Here is a 15,705-nt window from a genome sequence, read left to right as displayed (position 1 = left end):
ATGGCAGACGACGAGGTGACCATCGAGCGGCCCGGTTTCGGGGCCCGGCTCCAGGCGGCCATGGAGGCGCACGGGCCGCTGTGCGTGGGCATCGACCCGCACCCGGGCCTGTTCGACCAGTGGGACCTGCCGCACACGCCGGAGGGCCTGGAGCGCTTCACCATGAGCTGCGTCGAGGCCTTCGCCGGCACCGTGGCCGCGGTGAAGCCGCAGTCGGCGTTCTACGAGCAGTTCGGATCCGCAGGCATCGCAGTGCTGGAGAAGGCCCTTGGCGCCCTGCGGGAGGCCGGGACCCTGACGGTCCTCGACGCCAAGCGGGGTGACATCGGTTCGACCATGGCGGCGTATGCCGTGGCGTACCTCTCCGACCACGCGCCCCTGCGCGCCGACGCGGTCACGCTCAGCCCCTACCTCGGCTACGGCTCGCTGCGACCCGCCATCGACACGGCGCTCGGCACCGGTCGCGGTGTCTTCGTCCTGGCCCTGACCTCGAACCCCGAGGGCGCCTCGGTGCAGCACGCCGGGGGCCCGGGAGCCTCGGTGGCCGGCGGCATCGTCAACGCGGTCCGCGAGGACAACCGGAAGGCGGCTCGCAAGGGCCAGCTCGGGAGCGTCGGCATGGTCGTGGGTGCCACGACGGGCTCCGCGGTCGAGCACCTGGAGCTCGACCTCGCCTCCGCGAACGCGCCCCTCCTGGCGCCCGGGATCGGCGCGCAGGGCGGCACCGCCGACGACCTGCGGCGGGTCTTCGGCTCGGCCCTGCCGCACGTGCTGGCGACCTCGAGCCGCGAGGTGCTGGCCGCCGGGCCCGACGTCGCCGCCCTGCGCTCCAAGGCGCTCGAGTCCGCTGAGGGGCTGCGGGAGCTGCTGGCGTAGGGCGGAGCCGGGCCGACGACGTTGGCCCAGGGGCGGAGCGGGGCCGTCGACCGCCTCGGGGGCGGATCCCCGGGAGGCGCGAGGGCGCCCGGCATTGCTAGAGTCGCAAGCCAGCCCAAGACCCGCGGCTGTCGCCGCCCCGACCGAGGAGTTCTCACCGTGGCCCTTCCCCCGCTGACCCCGGAGCAGAGGGCCGCAGCCCTGGAAAAGGCCGCCGTCGCCCGCCGTGAGCGCGCAGCGGTCAAGAACCGGCTGAAGTACGCCCAGGGCTCCCTCAAGGACGTCATCGCCGACGGCAAGGACAACGACGTCGTGGGCAAGATGAAGGTCTCGGCGCTGCTCGAGTCGATGCCCGGCGTCGGCCGGGTGCGGGCCCGCCAGATCATGGAAGAGGTCGGCATCTCCGAGAGCCGGCGCGTGCGGGGTCTGGGCCAGAACCAGATCTCCGCCCTGCTGTCCCGCTTCGACCAGGCGTGAGCCACCCGCACCGCCTGGTCGTCCTCGCCGGGCCGACCGCCGTCGGCAAGGGCACCATCGCTGCCTACATCCGCGAGCACTTTCCCGAGGTGTGGCTCTCGGTGTCGGCGACCACCCGCCGGCCGCGGCCGGGGGAGTGCGACGGGGTGCACTACCACTTCGTCGACGAGGCCGAGTTCGAGCGGATGCGCGAGGCCGGCGAGCTCCTCGAGTGGGCGGTCGTGCACGGTCGCGCCAGCTACGGCACCCCGCGGAGGCCGGTCGAGGAGGCACTGTCCCAGGGACGCATGGCGCTGCTGGAGATCGACCTGCAGGGCGCCCGCCAGGTGCGCGAGGCCATGCCCGAGGCTCTGTTCGTCTTCCTCGCCCCGCCGAGCTGGGACGAGCTGGTCCGGCGCCTGGTCGGCAGGGGCACCGAGGACGAGGAGGAGCGCGAGGCCCGGCTGGCCACCGCGCGGCGCGAGCTGGAGGCCGCCGCGGAGTTCGACGTCACCATCGTCAACGACGAGGTTCGGCATGCGGCCGAACAGCTCGTATCATTGATGCGGTCGCACTAGGCGACCCCACCGACCACGACCGCGGGCACACCAGCCCCCACCCCTAACAGATCGAGAGCATCCACGTGTCTGGAACCGTCGCGAACCCCATCGGCATCACCAACCCGCCGATCGACGACCTGCTGGAGAAGGCCGACTCCAAGTACGCCCTCGTCATCTACTCGGCCAAGCGCGCCCGCCAGATCAACGCGTACTACTCCCAGCTCCAGGAGGGCCTGCTCGAGTACGTCGGCCCGCTCGTCGACGCCCAGGTGCACGAGAAGCCGATGTCCATCGCGCTGCGCGAGATCAACGAGGGCCTGCTCACCTCCGAGCCCATCGAGAGCTGACCCGGCAGGACTGCGGGGGCTGAGAGCACAGCGACGTGCGCGTCATCCTGGGGGTCAGTGGGGGCATCGCCGCCTACAAGGCCTGCTCCCTGCTGCGCCTGTTCACCGAGTCCGGGCACGACGTCACCGTCGTGCCGACCGCGTCGGCCCTGAAGTTCGTCGGCGCGCCCACCTGGGCGGCGCTGTCGGGCAAGCCGGTGCAGACCGACGTCTGGACGTCGGTGCACGAGGTGCCGCACGTCCGCCTCGGCCAGGGTGCTGACCTCGTCGTCGTGGCGCCTGCGACGGCCGACCTGCTGGCGAAGGCCGCGGCCGGCATGGCCGACGACCTGCTCACCACCACGCTGCTGACCGCCCGCTGCCCGGTGGTGCTGGCACCTGCGATGCACACCGAGATGTGGGAGCACGCCGCCACGCAGGCCAACGTCGCCACCCTCACCGAGCGCGGGGTGCACGTGATCCCGCCGGCCTCCGGGCGCCTCACCGGCGCCGACACCGGCTCTGGCCGCCTCCCGGAGCCGGAGGAACTGTATGCCGTGTGCGAGCGCATGCTGGCGCACCGCCACTTCCCGCCCGGTGGGCGGGGCACCGAGCCCGGCGGCATAGCCGACCAGGCTGGGGCGGCAGCGGCGCAGCCGCTCGCCGGCCGCCGCGTCGTCGTCTCGGCCGGCGGCACGCGCGAGCCGCTGGACCCGGTGCGGTTCCTCGGCAACCGGTCGTCCGGCAAGCAGGGCTACGCCCTGGCCACGGTGGCCGCCCGGCGGGGCGCGGACGTGACGCTGGTCGCGGCCAACACGGCGCTGACGGCCCCGGAGGGAGTAACCGTGGTGCGGGTGCAGACGGCGCTGGAGCTCCAGCTGGCGGTCGAGAAGGCCGCAGCGGACGCCGACGTCGTCGTCATGGCTGCGGCCGTCGCCGACTTCCGGCCCAAGGCCTACGCCGCCAGCAAGATCAAGAAGACGCACGACGTGACCGCGCCCGACGAGGCGCCGACCATCGAGCTGGTCCGCAACCCCGACATCCTCGCCGAGCTGGTCGCCGCCCGTGGCGACGAGGCCTCCCCGGTGATCGTGGGGTTCGCCGCCGAGACCGGCGACGAGACCGGGTCCGTGCTCGACCACGGTCGCACCAAGCTGGCCCGCAAGGGCTGCGACCTCCTCGTGGTGAACGAGGTCGGCGAGACCAAGACCTTCGGCCAGGACGAGAACACGGTGCACATCCTGCGCCAGGGGTCCTCGCACGTCGTCGACGCCGGGCCCGCCTCCAAGGAGGACGTCGCCGCCGCGGTGTGGGACGCCGTTCAGCAGATCCTGTAGGCACGGCTAGACTCGCCCGCAGCCTGCGTGGGCCACGCCTGCGCCGGTGAAGCCAGCAGCCGCTGCCACGAAGGAGATGCCGGGTGTCCGCACGCCTGTTCACGTCCGAGTCCGTCACCGAGGGACACCCCGACAAGATCTGTGACCAGATCTCGGACTCGATCCTCGACGCCATGCTCGAACAGGACCCGGGCAGCCGTGTCGCCGTCGAGACCATGGTCACCACGGGCCTGGTGCACGTGGCCGGCGAGGTGACGACGGAGGCGTACGTCGAGATCCCGCGCATCGTCCGCGACACCGTGCTCGCGATCGGCTACGACTCCTCGACCAAGGGCTTCGACGGCGAGTCCTGCGGCGTGGAGGTCTCCATCGGCCAGCAGAGCCCCGACATCGCCCAGGGCGTCGACACCGCCTACGAGAACCGCACCGGCGGCTACGACCCGCTCGACAAGCAGGGTGCCGGCGACCAGGGCCTGATGTTCGGCTTCGCCTGCGAGGACACCCCCGAGCTGATGCCGCTGCCGATCTTCCTCGCGCACCGGCTCTCCGAGCGCCTCTCCGCGGTCCGCAAGGCCGGCGAGGTTCCCTACCTCCGCCCGGACGGCAAGACCCAGGTCACCATCGAGTACGACGGTGAGCGCGCGGTGCGCCTCGACACCGTGGTGCTCTCGACCCAGCACGCCTCCGACGTCTCGCTCGACGACCTGCTCACCCCGGACATCGAGCACCACGTCATCCGCCCGGTGCTCGAGGAGCTCGCCGACCACGGCACCGACCTCGACGTCTCGCGCTACCGCTCGCTGATCAACCCCACGGGCCGCTTCGAGATCGGCGGCCCGATGGGCGACGCCGGCCTCACCGGCCGCAAGATCATCGTCGACACCTACGGCGGCATGTCCCGCCACGGTGGTGGCGCGTTCTCCGGCAAGGACCCGTCGAAGGTGGACCGCTCCGCCGCCTACGCGATGCGCTGGGTGGCCAAGAACGTCGTCGCCGCCGGCCTGGCGCGTCGCTGCGAGGTCCAGGTGGCCTACGCCATCGGCAAGGCCCAGCCGGTCGGCCTCTACGTCGAGACCTTCGGCACCGAGAGCGCCCCGGTCGACAAGATCCAGAAGGCGATCTCGACCGTCTTCGACCTGAGGCCGCTGGCGATCGTGGAGGACCTGGACCTGCTCCGCCCGATCTACAAGCCGACCGCCGCCTACGGCCACTTCGGCCGCACCCACGCCGACGGCATCAACAACGCCTTCACCTGGGAGCGCACCAACCGCGTGGAGCAGCTGCAGCGCGCGGTCAAGGACTGACCACCGGCAGTGCCCGTCAGCGCCCGTCGGGGGTCTCGTCAGGGTGCCCCGCTAGGTTCGCGGCATGGGTGACGTCGGTGGGCAGGAGGCGAGCGGCCAGCTCGAGCTGATCCGCTCAGCGCTGCCCCGCAAGCCTCGCCGCGCCGCCTCCACCGAGGCGACCGCAGCGCACCTGCCGGTGGCGGCGGTGCTCGTCGACACCGGGCTGGCGCACCTCGACCGGCCGTTCGAGTACACCGTCCCCGAGTCCCTCGATGAGGCGGCCCAGCCCGGCGTGCGCGTCAAGGTGCGCTTCGCCGGGCAGGACCTCGACGGGTTCGTGCTCGAGCGCAAGGACGCCGCCGAGCACGAGGGCCGCCTCACGCCCCTGCGCAAGGTCGTCTCACCCGAGCCCGTCCTCGTCCCCGAGGTCCTGTCCGCCGCCCGCGCCACCGCCGAGCGGTATGCCGGCACGCTGGGTGACGTGCTGCGTCTCGCCATCCCGCCGCGGCACGCCGCGGCGGAGCGCGCGCTGGCCACCGAGGCCCCGGAGGTGGGTGCCCTCCCGGACGCCGCCGAGCGCTCGGCGTGGTCCCGCTACCCGGCGGGGCGCCACTACCTCACGCACCTGGAGAGCGGTGGGGCCCCTGCCGCCTCGTGGCTCGCGCTCCCGAGCGGAGGCGACCCTGCGTCCGACTGGCCGGCCGCGCTCGCCGAGGCGGCACGGGCGACGCTGGCCGGCGGCCGTGGCACGGTCGTCGTGGTGCCCGACCACCGGGACGTGCGCCGGGTCGACGCGGCGCTGACCGCGGCGCTCGGCCCCGGGCGGCACGTGCGGCTGACCGCCGACCAGGGGCCGCAGGCGCGCTACACCGCGTGGCTGAAGGTGCTGCGCGGACACGTGCAGGTGGTCGTCGGCACACGGGCGGCGGCCTTCGCGCCGGTGCGCGACCTCGGCCTGGTGGCCTGGTGGGACGACGGAGACGACCTGCACGAGGAGCCGCGCGCGCCCTACCCGCACGTGCGCGCGGTGCTGGCGGAGCGGGCCCGCCTCGCGGGTGCCGCGTTGCTGTCGGCCGGCTTCTCCCGCACGACCGCGGTCCAGGCGTGGCTCCAGACCGGGGTGGTCAAGCCCATCGAGGCACCGACCGCGACCGTGCGCCAAGCCGTCCCGCGGGTGCGGGTGGCCGGTGAGGGCGTCGAGCTGGAGCGCGACCCGGCCGCTGCCAGCGCGCACCTGCCGTCCTTGGCCTGGCGCACCGCCAAGGAGGCCCTGGCCCGCGGCCCGGTGCTCGTGCAGGTGCCCCGACGCGGGTACCTGCCGTCGATGTCGTGCCAGACCTGCCGGGCACCGGCCCGCTGCCAGCAGTGCCACGGGCCGATCGCCCTGCCTGCTTTCGGGGCGCCGCCGGCGTGCCGGTGGTGTGGCCGTGGAGTCGCCGGTTTCGAGTGCTCCCGGTGCGGCGGGCACACGCTGCGCTCGTCGGTGGTCGGGGCACGACGCACGGCCGAGGAGCTCGGGCGTGCCTTCCCGGGCGTGCCCGTCCACACCTCTGGTTCGGGTGAGGTGCTCGAGAAGGTTGCGGCCACGCCCAGCCTGGTCATCGCCACACCCGGTGCCGAGCCGGTCGCTGACGGTGGCTACGCCGCGGTGCTGCTCCTGGATGCCTGGGCCTCGCTCGACCGCCCCGCCCTGACAGCCGGCGAGGAGGCGGTGCGCCGCTGGCTCGGCGCAGCGGCGCTCGGTCGTGGCGCTGCCGACGGGGGAGTGGCGGTGCTCTGCGGGGCGCCCACGCACACGACGCTGCCCCCGGTGGAGGCCCTGGTCCGCTGGGACCCGGCCTGGTTCGCCGAGCGTGAGCTCGACGAGCGGCGCGAGCTGCGGCTGCCCCCGACGGTGCGGATGGCCGCCCTGACCGCACCACGCCGTCCCCTGGAGGAGGCGCTCCAGACGCTGCAGTCGCAGGGACTGCCGGACACCGCAGAGGTGCTCGGCCCCCTGCCCGCGGGTGAGGAGGCGCTGCGCCACCTGGTGCGCGTGCCGCTCGACGACGGGCCGGCCATGGCCTCCGCGCTGGCGGCGCTGCGCGGGGTGCGCAGCGCCCACAAGGAGTCGGCGACCGTGACCATCCGCGTCGACCCCTCCGACGTCGGGACCTGACAGCGGGGGCAGTGGTCAGCCGGTCGGTGCGGCCGACCGCAGCTGGTTCGCCAGGGCGTTGACCGGGAAGTAGGCGTTCAGCGCCGTGATGGTGTCGCCGCTGAGGTCGTAGACCACGGCATACGGCAGTCGCACCTGCTTGCCCGTCGCGGGGACGCCCGCGAACTCGGCAACGTGGGTGCCCACGAACACCGCCTCGAGGACCGCGACGTCGTCCGCGGCGACGAACCGCTTCACCTCCGGCGACGCGGTGAACGCCTGGGTGTGCAGGGCCACGATGTAGTCGCGCACGGCGTCACGGCCGCGCACCTGCTCACCGGTCTCCATCGTGGTCCACAGCACGTCGTCGCTGAAGAACGACGCGAAGTCCCCACCGTGCAGCAGGCTGTCGATGTAGGCGTTGATGGTTTTCCTGGTCGTGTCCACGGACATGGTCACTCCTCGGTGTGGTCCGGTGTAGTCGCCCAGCTCCCCAACTCCCATCGTGGACCGGTCGCCGGTGCGGAACTTCCCCCACGTGGCCTAGGTCGTGACAGCCCGGGTGCTCGCGCTCGCCTTGGGCACCTGCCGGCCGGGCAGGAGCAGACCCTCGGCGCACCTAGACTGGCCCGCGTGTCGATCCAGAACATCCGCCTCTTCGGCGACCCTGTGCTGCGAACCCCCGCCGAGCCGGTCGTCGACTTCGACAAGGAGCTGCGCCAGCTCGTCCGCGACCTGACCGACACCATGGTCGACGCCCCCGGCGCCGGGCTCGCGGCCCCGCAGATCGGCGTGGGGCTGCGGGTCTTCACGTACTGGGTGGACGGCGAGCTGGGCCACCTGGTCAACCCCGACCTCGACCTCTCCAGCGAGCTGCAGGATGGCCCCGAAGGTTGCCTCTCGTTCCCGGGACTGCAGTTCGACACCCCGCGCGCGCTGCGGGTCGTGGCCAAGGGCTTCAACCAGTTCGGTGAGCCGGTCCTCATCGAGGGCTCCGAGCTGCTCGCGCGCGCCATCCAGCACGAGACCGACCACCTCGACGGCATCCTCTTCATCGACCGCCTCGACCGCGAGCAGCGCAAGCTCGCCATGAAGGCGGTGCGCGAGGCCGAGTGGGCTGGGCAGCCGGCCCCCACGGTCAAGGTCAGCCCGCACAGCACCTTCGGCCGGGGCATGTGACATGCGGCTGGTCTTCGCCGGCACCCCCGAGGTGGCCCTGCCCTCCCTCGACGCCCTGCTCGCCTCCCGCCACGAGGTCGTCGCCGTCGTCACCCGTCCCGACGCCCGCGCGGGCCGGGGCCGCACGCTGGTGCCCTCGCCGGTGCGGCAGCGGGCCGAGGAGGCCGGCCTGGAGGTGCTGACGCCCGTCAAGCCCTCCGACCCGGCGTTCCAGGAGCGGTTGGGCGAGCTGGCGCCCGAGGCCTGCCCCGTCGTGGCCTACGGCGCGCTGGTGCCGCCGTCGGCCCTCGAGATCCCGCGGCACGGCTGGGTGAACCTGCACTTCTCGCTGCTGCCCGCATGGCGGGGGGCCGCCCCGGTGCAGCACGCGGTGATGGCCGGTGACGAGGTCACCGGTGCCACGACCTTCCGCCTCGAGAAGGGCCTCGACACCGGTCCGGTCTTCGGCGTGATGACCGAGAGGATCCGCCCGCGGGACACCGCCGGAGAGCTGCTGGGCCGCCTGGCGCAGGCCGGGGCCGGACTGCTCGTGGCCACCCTCGACGGCATCGAGGACGGCAGCCTGCAACCGCAACCGCAGCCCTCCGATGGCGTCTCCCTCGCCCCGAAGATCGAGGTCGAGGACGCCCGGGTCCGCTGGGCGCGGCCGGCCCTCGCGGTCGACCGGCAGGTCCGTGGCTGCACCCCGGCTCCCGGGGCCTGGACGGTCTTCCGCGGCGAGCGGGTCAAGCTGGGCCCGGTGACCCCCCTGACCACGGAGGTCTCCGGTGAGGCCCCGGCCGACACCGCCGGAGCACTCGCCACCGTGCCCTACCTGGGCCCGGGTCAGCTGCACGTCACGAAGCGTGCGGTCGCCGTCGGCACGGCCTCGGGCGCCGTCGTGCTGGGAGAGGTGCGTCCGCACGGCAAGAAGGCCATGCCGGCTGCGGACTGGGCCCGCGGGGTGCGCATCGAGGCCGACGAGAGGTTCGAGGATGAGTGAGCAGTCGGGGCCGGAGCGTGGCGGCCGCAGCGGTGGACAGCGCGGCGGCGGACAGCGCGGAGGCCGAGACGGCCAGCGGGGCGGCCGACGCCAGCAGGGCGGTCGGCGCCAGGAGTACTCCGCCCAGCGGCCCAGCGAGCGGTCACGCACGAGCGACCCGCAGCGGCTGGCGGCCTACACCGTGATGCGGGCAGTGGCGGAGGGTGCGTACGCCAACCTCGAGCTGCCGAAGGTGCTGCGGGAGAAGCGGATCCACGGCCGCGACGCGGCCTTCACCACCGAGCTGGTCTACGGCGCGATCCGGCTGCAGGGCCTCTACGACCCGATCATCGCGTCTGCCGCGGGGCGGCCGCTGTCGAAGATCGACGCGAACGTGCTCGACACCCTGCGCCTGGGCGCGCACCAGCTGCTCGGCATGCGCGTGCCCGCACACGCCGCCGCCGACGAGACGGTCGGACTGGCCCGGCGTGTCAACGGCGCCGGGGCGGCGGGCTTCGTCAACGCCGTGATGCGGCGGGTCAGCGAGCGCCCGCTCGACGAGTGGCTGCGGATCGTGGTCCCTGAGGGGACCGCCACGTCCGCCAGGCTGGCCGTGGAGCAGTCGCACCCCGAGTGGGTGGTCAAGGCGATGCGAGCCGCCCTGCTCGGTCACCGGGCCTCCACGCCGGACTCGGTCGACACCGACCTCGAGCGGCTCCTCGAGGCCGACAACGCCGCCCCCAAGGTGTCGCTCGTCGCGCGGCCCGGCCTCGCCGACGTCGAGGAGCTGGTGGAGGCCGGCGCCGAGCGGTCGCCGTTGTCACCCGTCGGCGCGGTGCTCGCAGGAGGCGACCCGGGCGGCATACCGGCGGTGCGCGAAGGACGTGCCGCGGTGCAGGACGAGGGCTCGCAGCTGGTAGCCCTGGCCCTCGCGGCCGTGCCGGTGGAGTCGGACGACCGGGCCGGTGCGGAGCAGTGGCTCGACCTGTGCGCCGGACCCGGTGGCAAGGCGGGCCTGCTCGCGGCCCTGGCCCTGCAGGCGGGAGCCGACCTGACCGCCAACGAGGTGAGCCGGCACCGGGCCGACCTGGTGCGCCAGACCTTGCGGCCCGCCGCCGAACGAGCGGCCGAGCAGGGACGATCGCTCGAGGTGCGCACCGGCGACGGGCGGACCGTGGGGGAGGACGAGCCGGGCCGCTACCAGCGGGTGCTGGTCGACGCCCCGTGCACCGGACTGGGTGCGTTGCGCCGCCGTCCCGAGGCGAGGTGGCGCCGCCAGCCGGGGGACCTCGCCGACCTCGGACGCCTGCAGCGCGAGCTGCTCGCGGCCGCCATCGACGCCACCGCTCCGGGTGGCGTCGTGGCCTACGCGACCTGCAGCCCGCACCTGGCCGAGACGCAGTTCGTCGTGTCCGACACCACGAAGCGGCGTGACGACGTCGAGGTGCTGGACGCGAGGCCGTTCCTGCGCGACACCTCCGGGGAGCCGGTCGGCGACCTCGGCGACGGGCCGACCGTGCAGCTGTGGCCGCACCTGCACGGCACCGACGGGATGTTCCTCGCTCTGCTCCGCAAGCGAGGCTGACCCTTCACGGCGGGCCTCGTTCTCGCGGCGACTCAACCTTTTGGGCCCCGGCTGCGTTTGAGGGGTGACATCGGGGGTCGATCGAGACGGGGCAGGGGATGCGCAGTCGTGACGAGGAGGACTTCGTCAGGTTCGTCGAGGCCGCCTCACCCCGGCTCCTGAAGGCGGCCTGGTTTCTCTGCGGCGACCCGCACCGGGCCGAGGACCTCGTGCAGGTGGCGCTGGAGAAGGTCTACCTGCGCTGGAACCGGCTGCGCGATGACGAGCCGCTCGCCTACGCGCGACGGTGCCTGTTCACCCAGCAGGTCGACGAGGGCCGGAGGACGCGCCGCGAGGTGCTGACCGACGAGCTGCCGGACCGGGCCGCCCCAGGAGTCGACCCGTTGTCGGTGGACGAGGTCGTGGCGCTCCTGCGGACCCTGCCGACCCGGGAACGGCAGGTGGTGGTGATGCGCCACTACGCCGACCTGTCCGAGGCCGAGGTGGCCGAGGTGCTGGGTGTCAGCGTGGGCACCGTCAAGAGCTGCGGCTCCCGCGGGCTGGCCCGGCTGCGCGAGGCCCACGCCGTCGCGGACGCACCAGGAGATGCCGAGGAGGAGAGCTGCCGTGCCTGACGACCTGAGGACCCTGCTGGAGCGCGCCGAGGCGCCGTCCATGCGTGTGGATCCGCACGCCGTGCTCGACGGAGGGCGGCGACGCCACCGGCGCCGGGCGGCCCTTGCCACGACCGCGCTCGCCGCCGCGATCGGGGTCCTGGCGGTCGGCGCCGCCACCGTGGGCGACCTTGGCCCGAAGGCACTGCGCCCCGCCTCCGCGGGCTCCACCACGTCGTCGGGGCCGGCTGCCTCGAGCACCGCCACCCAGCCACCGAAGCCGGTGACGGCACGCGTGAGGATCGAGGTCGGCCACTGCTGGGTCGAGGACGTCGTCTTCGACGGGCAGACGTGGGGCCTCACCGACGCCGACCAGTTCGGCACCGGTGGCGGTGTGCCGCTGCGCTGGGAGGGAACGGGGGTCATGGTGCGGCTGTCCGCCGAGCGCGCGCGCTACACCGACGACACCGGCACGGTGCTGAACTTCCTGCCCGTGGGCGACCCGAGCGTCTTCCGGATGACCGGACGGGGTTGCCTGTAGGCGGCCGGTCACGACGGCCGGGGGAGCACCCCCGCTCCCGGGACGACCTCGAAGACGAGCTGGGTCTCGGTATGCCGGACAGCCGGGTGCACGGTGATGTGCTCGAGGACCAGGTCGCGCAGGGCAGCAGCCGACTCCACGGCCACGTGCACGAGGTAGTCGTCCTCACCGGCGACGTGGAAGATCGTCAGGGCGCCGGGGATGTCGGCGAGCGTGGCGTGGAAGCTCATCACGTGGTCGCGGTTGTGGCTGCCGAGGCGCACCTTGATGACGGCCTGGATGCCCAGGCCGAGGCTGGCCGGGTCGATGTCGGCCCGGAACCGGGTGATGACCCCGGCGTCGCGCAGGCCCCGGACGCGCTGGATGCACGTCGACTCGGCCACCCCCACCCTGGCGGCGAGCGCGGCGTTGGTGAGCCGGCCGTTCTCCTCCAGCTCCGCGAGGATCTGCAGGTCGGTGCGGTCGAGCGCGGGGCGCGGTTTCTTCGGCGACGACGGTGGGGCCACCTACTGATTGTGCAGGAAACGATGAGTTCGCGGATCGAGTCCGCGGGTTCTTCGGTGCACCTTGAGCTCCGACGTGGAAGCCGCGAACCTGCCGCCATGACCAGCAACCAGGGCAACGGCGCCCCCTGCTACTCCGGCTCCGACTCCCTCGCGGTGCACGCCGGGCGTGAGGACCTCACGGCCCTCGGGGTCCACGCCCCGCCGCTGGACCTGTCGTCGACCAACCCGCTGCCCGGGGTCGAGGCGGGGGGCGAGTCCTACGAGGCCATGGCCACCGGAGGCCACCCCACGGCAGGCGGCAACGTGTATGCCCGCCTGTGGAACCCCACCGTCGCCCGGTTCGAGTCGGCCCTGGCTGCGGTGGAACACACCGAGGAGGCGGTCGCCTTCGCCTCCGGGATGGCGGCGGTCACGGCAGCGGTGCTCGCTGCCCAGCTGCGCCACCGGGAGGAGCGCGGAGGGGGAGTGGGGCACGTCGTCGCGGTGCGTCCGCTCTACGGCGGCACCGACCACCTGCTCGTCTCCGGCCTGCTGGGTGTGGACGCGACGTTCTGCGGACCCTTCGGGGTCGCCGCCGCCGTGCGCCCCGAGACCTGCCTGGTGGTGGTGGAGACGCCCGCGAACCCGACGCTCGAGCTGGTCGACATCGCCGCCGTCGTCGAGGCCGCCCAGGGCCGGCCGGTGCTGGTGGACAACACCTTCGCCACACCGGTGCTGCAGAACCCGGCCGACATCGGCGCCGCCCTGGTGCTGCACAGCGCGACCAAGTACCTCGGCGGCCACGGCGACGCGGTGGGCGGGGTCGTCGCCGCCGACGCGTCCTGGGCCGGGGCGCTTCGCCGGGTGCGCGCCGTCACCGGCGGCCTCCTGCACCCGATGGCGGCCTACCTGCTGCACCGCGGGCTGCCCACGCTCGGCGTGCGGGTGCGTGCTCAGCAGGCCTCGGCCGAGAAGATGTCGGCCTGGCTCTCGGCCCATCCCGGGGTGCGGCGGGTCCACTACCCGGGCACTCCGGAGGGCGACCCGACGGGCCTCGTGGGCCGCCAGATGCGGGGGCCGGGCGCGATGCTGGCCATCGAGCTGGCCGGCGGCTACGCGCAGGCGGCCCAGGTCGCCGAGCGGGTGCGCCTGTTCACCCACGCGGTCTCCCTGGGCGGAGTCGACTCGCTCATCCAGCACCCGGCCGCGCTGACCCATCGGCCCGTTCCGCCGGAGGCTCGGCCCGCGACCAACATCCTTCGCCTCTCGATCGGCCTCGAGGACGTCGCCGACCTGCAGGCCGACCTCGCGCAGGCGCTCGGCTGAGCCACCCGTCGAGCCTTGTCACGCGTCGAGCGACGCCAGCTGCCGACGCAGCGACTCAGCGGCGGGTCGCGCGCCGAGGTCTTCGTGGCGGCGGGCGGCGTCCAGCAGCCACCGGCGCGCCTCTGCCGGGTGGCCCAGGCGCAGCGAGACCTGTGCGGCGGCTCGGGCCAGCTCGGCGTCCAGGGCCGGGGAGGCGCAGCGCACCGCCTGGGCGTGGGCCTGCCGCAGGTGGTCCTGCGCCGCGGCCGGCCGCCCCACCGCGGCAGCCACCTCGGCGGCGACGCCGTGCGCCTCGGCGAGGCCCGGAGCGTTGTCCGGCCGGCGCCGCAGGCCGGACAGGCCCTGTTCGGCGAGAGCCAGGGCCTCCTGGGCACGGTCCTCGGCCAGCGCCACCTTGCTGAGCAGCACGGAGCACCAGGCCTCGTCGACGTCCACTCCGGGGTGCTGCACCCGGGCGTACAGGGCACGTGCCCGCTCGGCGAGCTCCCGCGCTTCGCCCAGTCGGCCACGTCGCAGCCGCAGGTCGGCCAGCAGGCGCAGCCGGCCCGCCTCGTCGAGCTCATCGTCGTCCGGCGCCGCGAGGAGCTCTTCGGCCAGGGCGTCGTCGCCGACCTCCGTCGCCGCGGCGGCCCGGACGCGACGCAGCGCGGGCATGGTGGGCTGGTCGCCGATCAGGCTCGCGACCTCGGGGTAGCGACCGAGTGCCACCAGGGCGGAGCCCCGCACGACATCGGGATCGCCCGGGTCGATGCCGCGCACGTGCGAGCCGTACGGGCGCAGCAGGGCCAGGGCCACGGCATACCGGCCGGTGCGCACAGCGCACCCCGCCTGGACCAGGCGCACGAGGGGACGGGTCCGCCGCGACGGCAGGGGGTGGTCGAGGGCCTCGGCGTTCCTGCCCTCCACCGCCAGGTCCACGACCGAGCGGAGGATGCGACGGTCCCGTGTGGTGGAGACGACGGCGTGCCCGACGAGGCCGACCGCCACCACCGTCCACATGACCCACAGCACGGCGAAATGGTGCATGACACAACCACTCTGGCGAGGGTGAATCGGCGCAAAACCAGCCGTTAGGGTGAGCACGTGCAGATCTCCCCGAGCATCCTGTCCGCCGACTTCGCCAACCTCGAGTCGGAGCTGCGGCGGATCAGCAACGCCGACTGGGCTCACGTCGACGTGATGGACGGCCACTTCGTGCCGAACCTGACCCTCGGGCTTCCGGTCGTGGAGGCGCTCGCCAAGGTGAGCCCCATCCCGCTCGACTGCCACCTCATGATCGAGGACCCCGACCGCTGGGCACCGCAGTACGCCGAGGCGGGCGGCTCGTCGGTCACCTTCCACGTGGAGGCCGCGGCCGACCCCCGCGCCATCGCCCGGGACCTGCGCGCCGCGGGTGCCCGCGCGGGCATGGCGGTCAAGCCGAGGACCCCGTTCGCGCCCTACGAGGACCTGCTGCCCGACCTCGACATGGTGCTCGTCATGACGGTCGAGCCCGGATTCGGCGGGCAGTCGTTCATGGCCGACCAGATGCCGAAGGTGGCGCAGGTCCGTGAGGCGGTGCGCCGGCACGGTGGCGAGATCTGGGTGCAGGTCGACGGCGGGGTCTCGGCATCGACGATCGAGCAGTGTGCCGAGGCGGGGGCCGACGTCTTCGTCGCCGGCTCTGCGGTCTACGGCGCCGACGACGCGGCAGCGGCGGTCGACGAGCTGCGCCGGCTGGCGGAGAAGCACCACCACTGAGCCGCCACCCGCTGCGGCCCGCCTCGGGTGTGCGCGACACCCGCGGCTGTGCGCTCCCACCCGCGTGAGGACCATCACCCGGACACTGAGGCGACGTCCCCTGTGTCCGGTGCCATACTGTCCTCACGTGCTCCGGGGTCGGTGCAATTCCGAACCGGCGGTGACAGTCCGCGACCCGGCCGCAGCCAGCGGCCGGTTGACCTGGTGGAACTCCAGGACCGACGGTGAAAGTCCGGATGGGAGGCAGCACGCGCTGACAGCGGGACCGGTGGGTCCGCGGCTCGACGTCCGTCGGGCGTGACACACCACCCTTCTGT

17 protein-coding genes and 1 riboswitch are annotated in these 15,705 nt (G+C 73.7%); of the genes, 14 read left to right on the top strand and 3 right to left on the bottom strand.

Annotated features, from left to right (window positions below; genetic code table 11):
* The 7 genes from pyrF to BMW78_RS13605 all read left to right on the top strand — a co-directional run bounded on the left by pyrF (position 1) and on the right by BMW78_RS13605 (position 6,999).
* A complete protein-coding gene (gene pyrF / locus BMW78_RS13635; protein WP_091760778.1) occupies positions 1-876 on the top strand; it encodes an orotidine-5'-phosphate decarboxylase in 876 nt (291 codons plus the stop codon).
* A 159-nt stretch (positions 877-1,035) separates the two neighbouring features.
* Positions 1,036-1,353 (top strand): integration host factor, actinobacterial type, encoded by a 318-nt coding sequence (gene mihF / locus BMW78_RS13630; RefSeq protein ID WP_091760775.1) that lies wholly within the window; start codon positions 1,036-1,038, stop codon positions 1,351-1,353.
* Positions 1,350-1,910, top strand: coding sequence for a guanylate kinase (gene gmk, locus BMW78_RS13625; protein ID WP_091760771.1), 561 nt, complete (start codon positions 1,350-1,352; stop codon positions 1,908-1,910). The genes mihF and gmk overlap by 4 nt, the downstream gene beginning before the upstream one ends.
* Before the next feature lie 65 nt (positions 1,911-1,975).
* On the top strand, positions 1,976-2,239 hold the full coding sequence (gene rpoZ / locus BMW78_RS13620) for a DNA-directed RNA polymerase subunit omega (protein ID WP_091760766.1): 264 nt from the start codon (positions 1,976-1,978) through the stop codon (positions 2,237-2,239).
* A 35-nt stretch (positions 2,240-2,274) separates the two neighbouring features.
* Complete coding sequence (locus BMW78_RS13615) at positions 2,275-3,555, top strand: bifunctional phosphopantothenoylcysteine decarboxylase/phosphopantothenate synthase (protein ID WP_091760763.1); 1,281 nt, start codon at positions 2,275-2,277, stop codon at positions 3,553-3,555.
* Positions 3,556-3,638: 83 nt separating this feature from the next.
* Positions 3,639-4,859 carry a methionine adenosyltransferase gene (gene metK / locus BMW78_RS13610; protein ID WP_091760760.1) on the top strand — a complete coding sequence of 407 codons (1,221 nt, stop codon included), beginning with the start codon at positions 3,639-3,641 and terminating at the stop codon, positions 4,857-4,859.
* A 64-nt stretch (positions 4,860-4,923) separates the two neighbouring features.
* The gene (locus BMW78_RS13605; protein WP_091760758.1) at positions 4,924-6,999 is read left to right on the top strand and encodes a primosomal protein N'; all 2,076 of its coding nucleotides are present in this window, start codon (positions 4,924-4,926) and stop codon (positions 6,997-6,999) included.
* Between the two features lie 15 nt (positions 7,000-7,014).
* Here BMW78_RS13605 and BMW78_RS13600 read toward each other — a convergent pair whose 3' ends face one another.
* Positions 7,015-7,431, bottom strand: a complete 417-nt coding sequence (locus BMW78_RS13600; RefSeq protein ID WP_177180389.1) for an ester cyclase — start codon at positions 7,429-7,431, stop codon at positions 7,015-7,017.
* 180 nt (positions 7,432-7,611) lie between these two features.
* Here BMW78_RS13600 and def point away from each other — a divergent pair, with 180 nt between their 5' ends.
* The 5 genes from def (at position 7,612) to BMW78_RS13575 (ending at position 11,837) form a co-directional block, all read left to right on the top strand.
* On the top strand, positions 7,612-8,157 hold the full coding sequence (gene def / locus BMW78_RS13595) for a peptide deformylase (RefSeq protein ID WP_091760752.1): 546 nt from the start codon (positions 7,612-7,614) through the stop codon (positions 8,155-8,157).
* A gap of 1 nt (position 8,158) precedes the next feature.
* Positions 8,159-9,139 (top strand): methionyl-tRNA formyltransferase, encoded by a 981-nt coding sequence (fmt, locus tag BMW78_RS13590; RefSeq protein ID WP_091760750.1) that lies wholly within the window; start codon positions 8,159-8,161, stop codon positions 9,137-9,139.
* A complete protein-coding gene (locus tag BMW78_RS13585; RefSeq protein WP_091760746.1) occupies positions 9,132-10,703 on the top strand; it encodes an RsmB/NOP family class I SAM-dependent RNA methyltransferase in 1,572 nt (523 codons plus the stop codon). Before fmt ends, BMW78_RS13585 begins: the two co-directional genes overlap by 8 nt.
* Before the next feature lie 98 nt (positions 10,704-10,801).
* Positions 10,802-11,317 (top strand): SigE family RNA polymerase sigma factor, encoded by a 516-nt coding sequence (locus BMW78_RS13580; RefSeq protein ID WP_091760743.1) that lies wholly within the window; start codon positions 10,802-10,804, stop codon positions 11,315-11,317.
* Complete coding sequence (locus tag BMW78_RS13575; protein ID WP_091760739.1) at positions 11,310-11,837, top strand: hypothetical protein; 528 nt, start codon at positions 11,310-11,312, stop codon at positions 11,835-11,837. Before BMW78_RS13580 ends, BMW78_RS13575 begins: the two co-directional genes overlap by 8 nt.
* Positions 11,838-11,845: 8 nt before the next feature.
* Here BMW78_RS13575 and BMW78_RS13570 read toward each other — a convergent pair whose 3' ends face one another.
* Entirely contained in the window at positions 11,846-12,343 is a 498-nt protein-coding gene (locus BMW78_RS13570) for an Lrp/AsnC family transcriptional regulator (protein ID WP_091760736.1), read from the bottom strand.
* 96 nt (positions 12,344-12,439) lie between these two features.
* On the opposite strand from BMW78_RS13570, the gene BMW78_RS13565 reads away from it, so the two are divergent.
* A complete protein-coding gene (locus tag BMW78_RS13565; protein ID WP_091760733.1) occupies positions 12,440-13,648 on the top strand; it encodes a trans-sulfuration enzyme family protein in 1,209 nt (402 codons plus the stop codon).
* A gap of 18 nt (positions 13,649-13,666) precedes the next feature.
* On the opposite strand, the gene BMW78_RS13560 is transcribed toward BMW78_RS13565, so the two are convergent.
* Entirely contained in the window at positions 13,667-14,674 is a 1,008-nt protein-coding gene (locus BMW78_RS13560; RefSeq protein ID WP_091760730.1) for a hypothetical protein, read from the bottom strand.
* Positions 14,675-14,731: 57 nt separating this feature from the next.
* Between BMW78_RS13560 and rpe the strand changes: the two genes are divergently transcribed.
* Positions 14,732-15,388: a ribulose-phosphate 3-epimerase gene (rpe, locus tag BMW78_RS13555; RefSeq protein WP_091760727.1), complete on the top strand. Its 657-nt coding sequence runs from the start codon at positions 14,732-14,734 to the stop codon at positions 15,386-15,388.
* 124 nt (positions 15,389-15,512) lie between these two features.
* A riboswitch (FMN riboswitch) is annotated at positions 15,513-15,641 on the top strand.
* Positions 15,642-15,705: the final 64 nt, after the last annotated feature.

Origin of the sequence: Pedococcus cremeus, assembly GCF_900111375.1 — a bacterium.
Classification (GTDB): domain Bacteria; phylum Actinomycetota; class Actinomycetes; order Actinomycetales; family Dermatophilaceae; genus Pedococcus_A; species Pedococcus_A cremeus.
The sequence above is the reverse complement of the archived record's forward strand: the minus strand, read 5'-3'. Positions and strand labels throughout refer to the sequence as shown.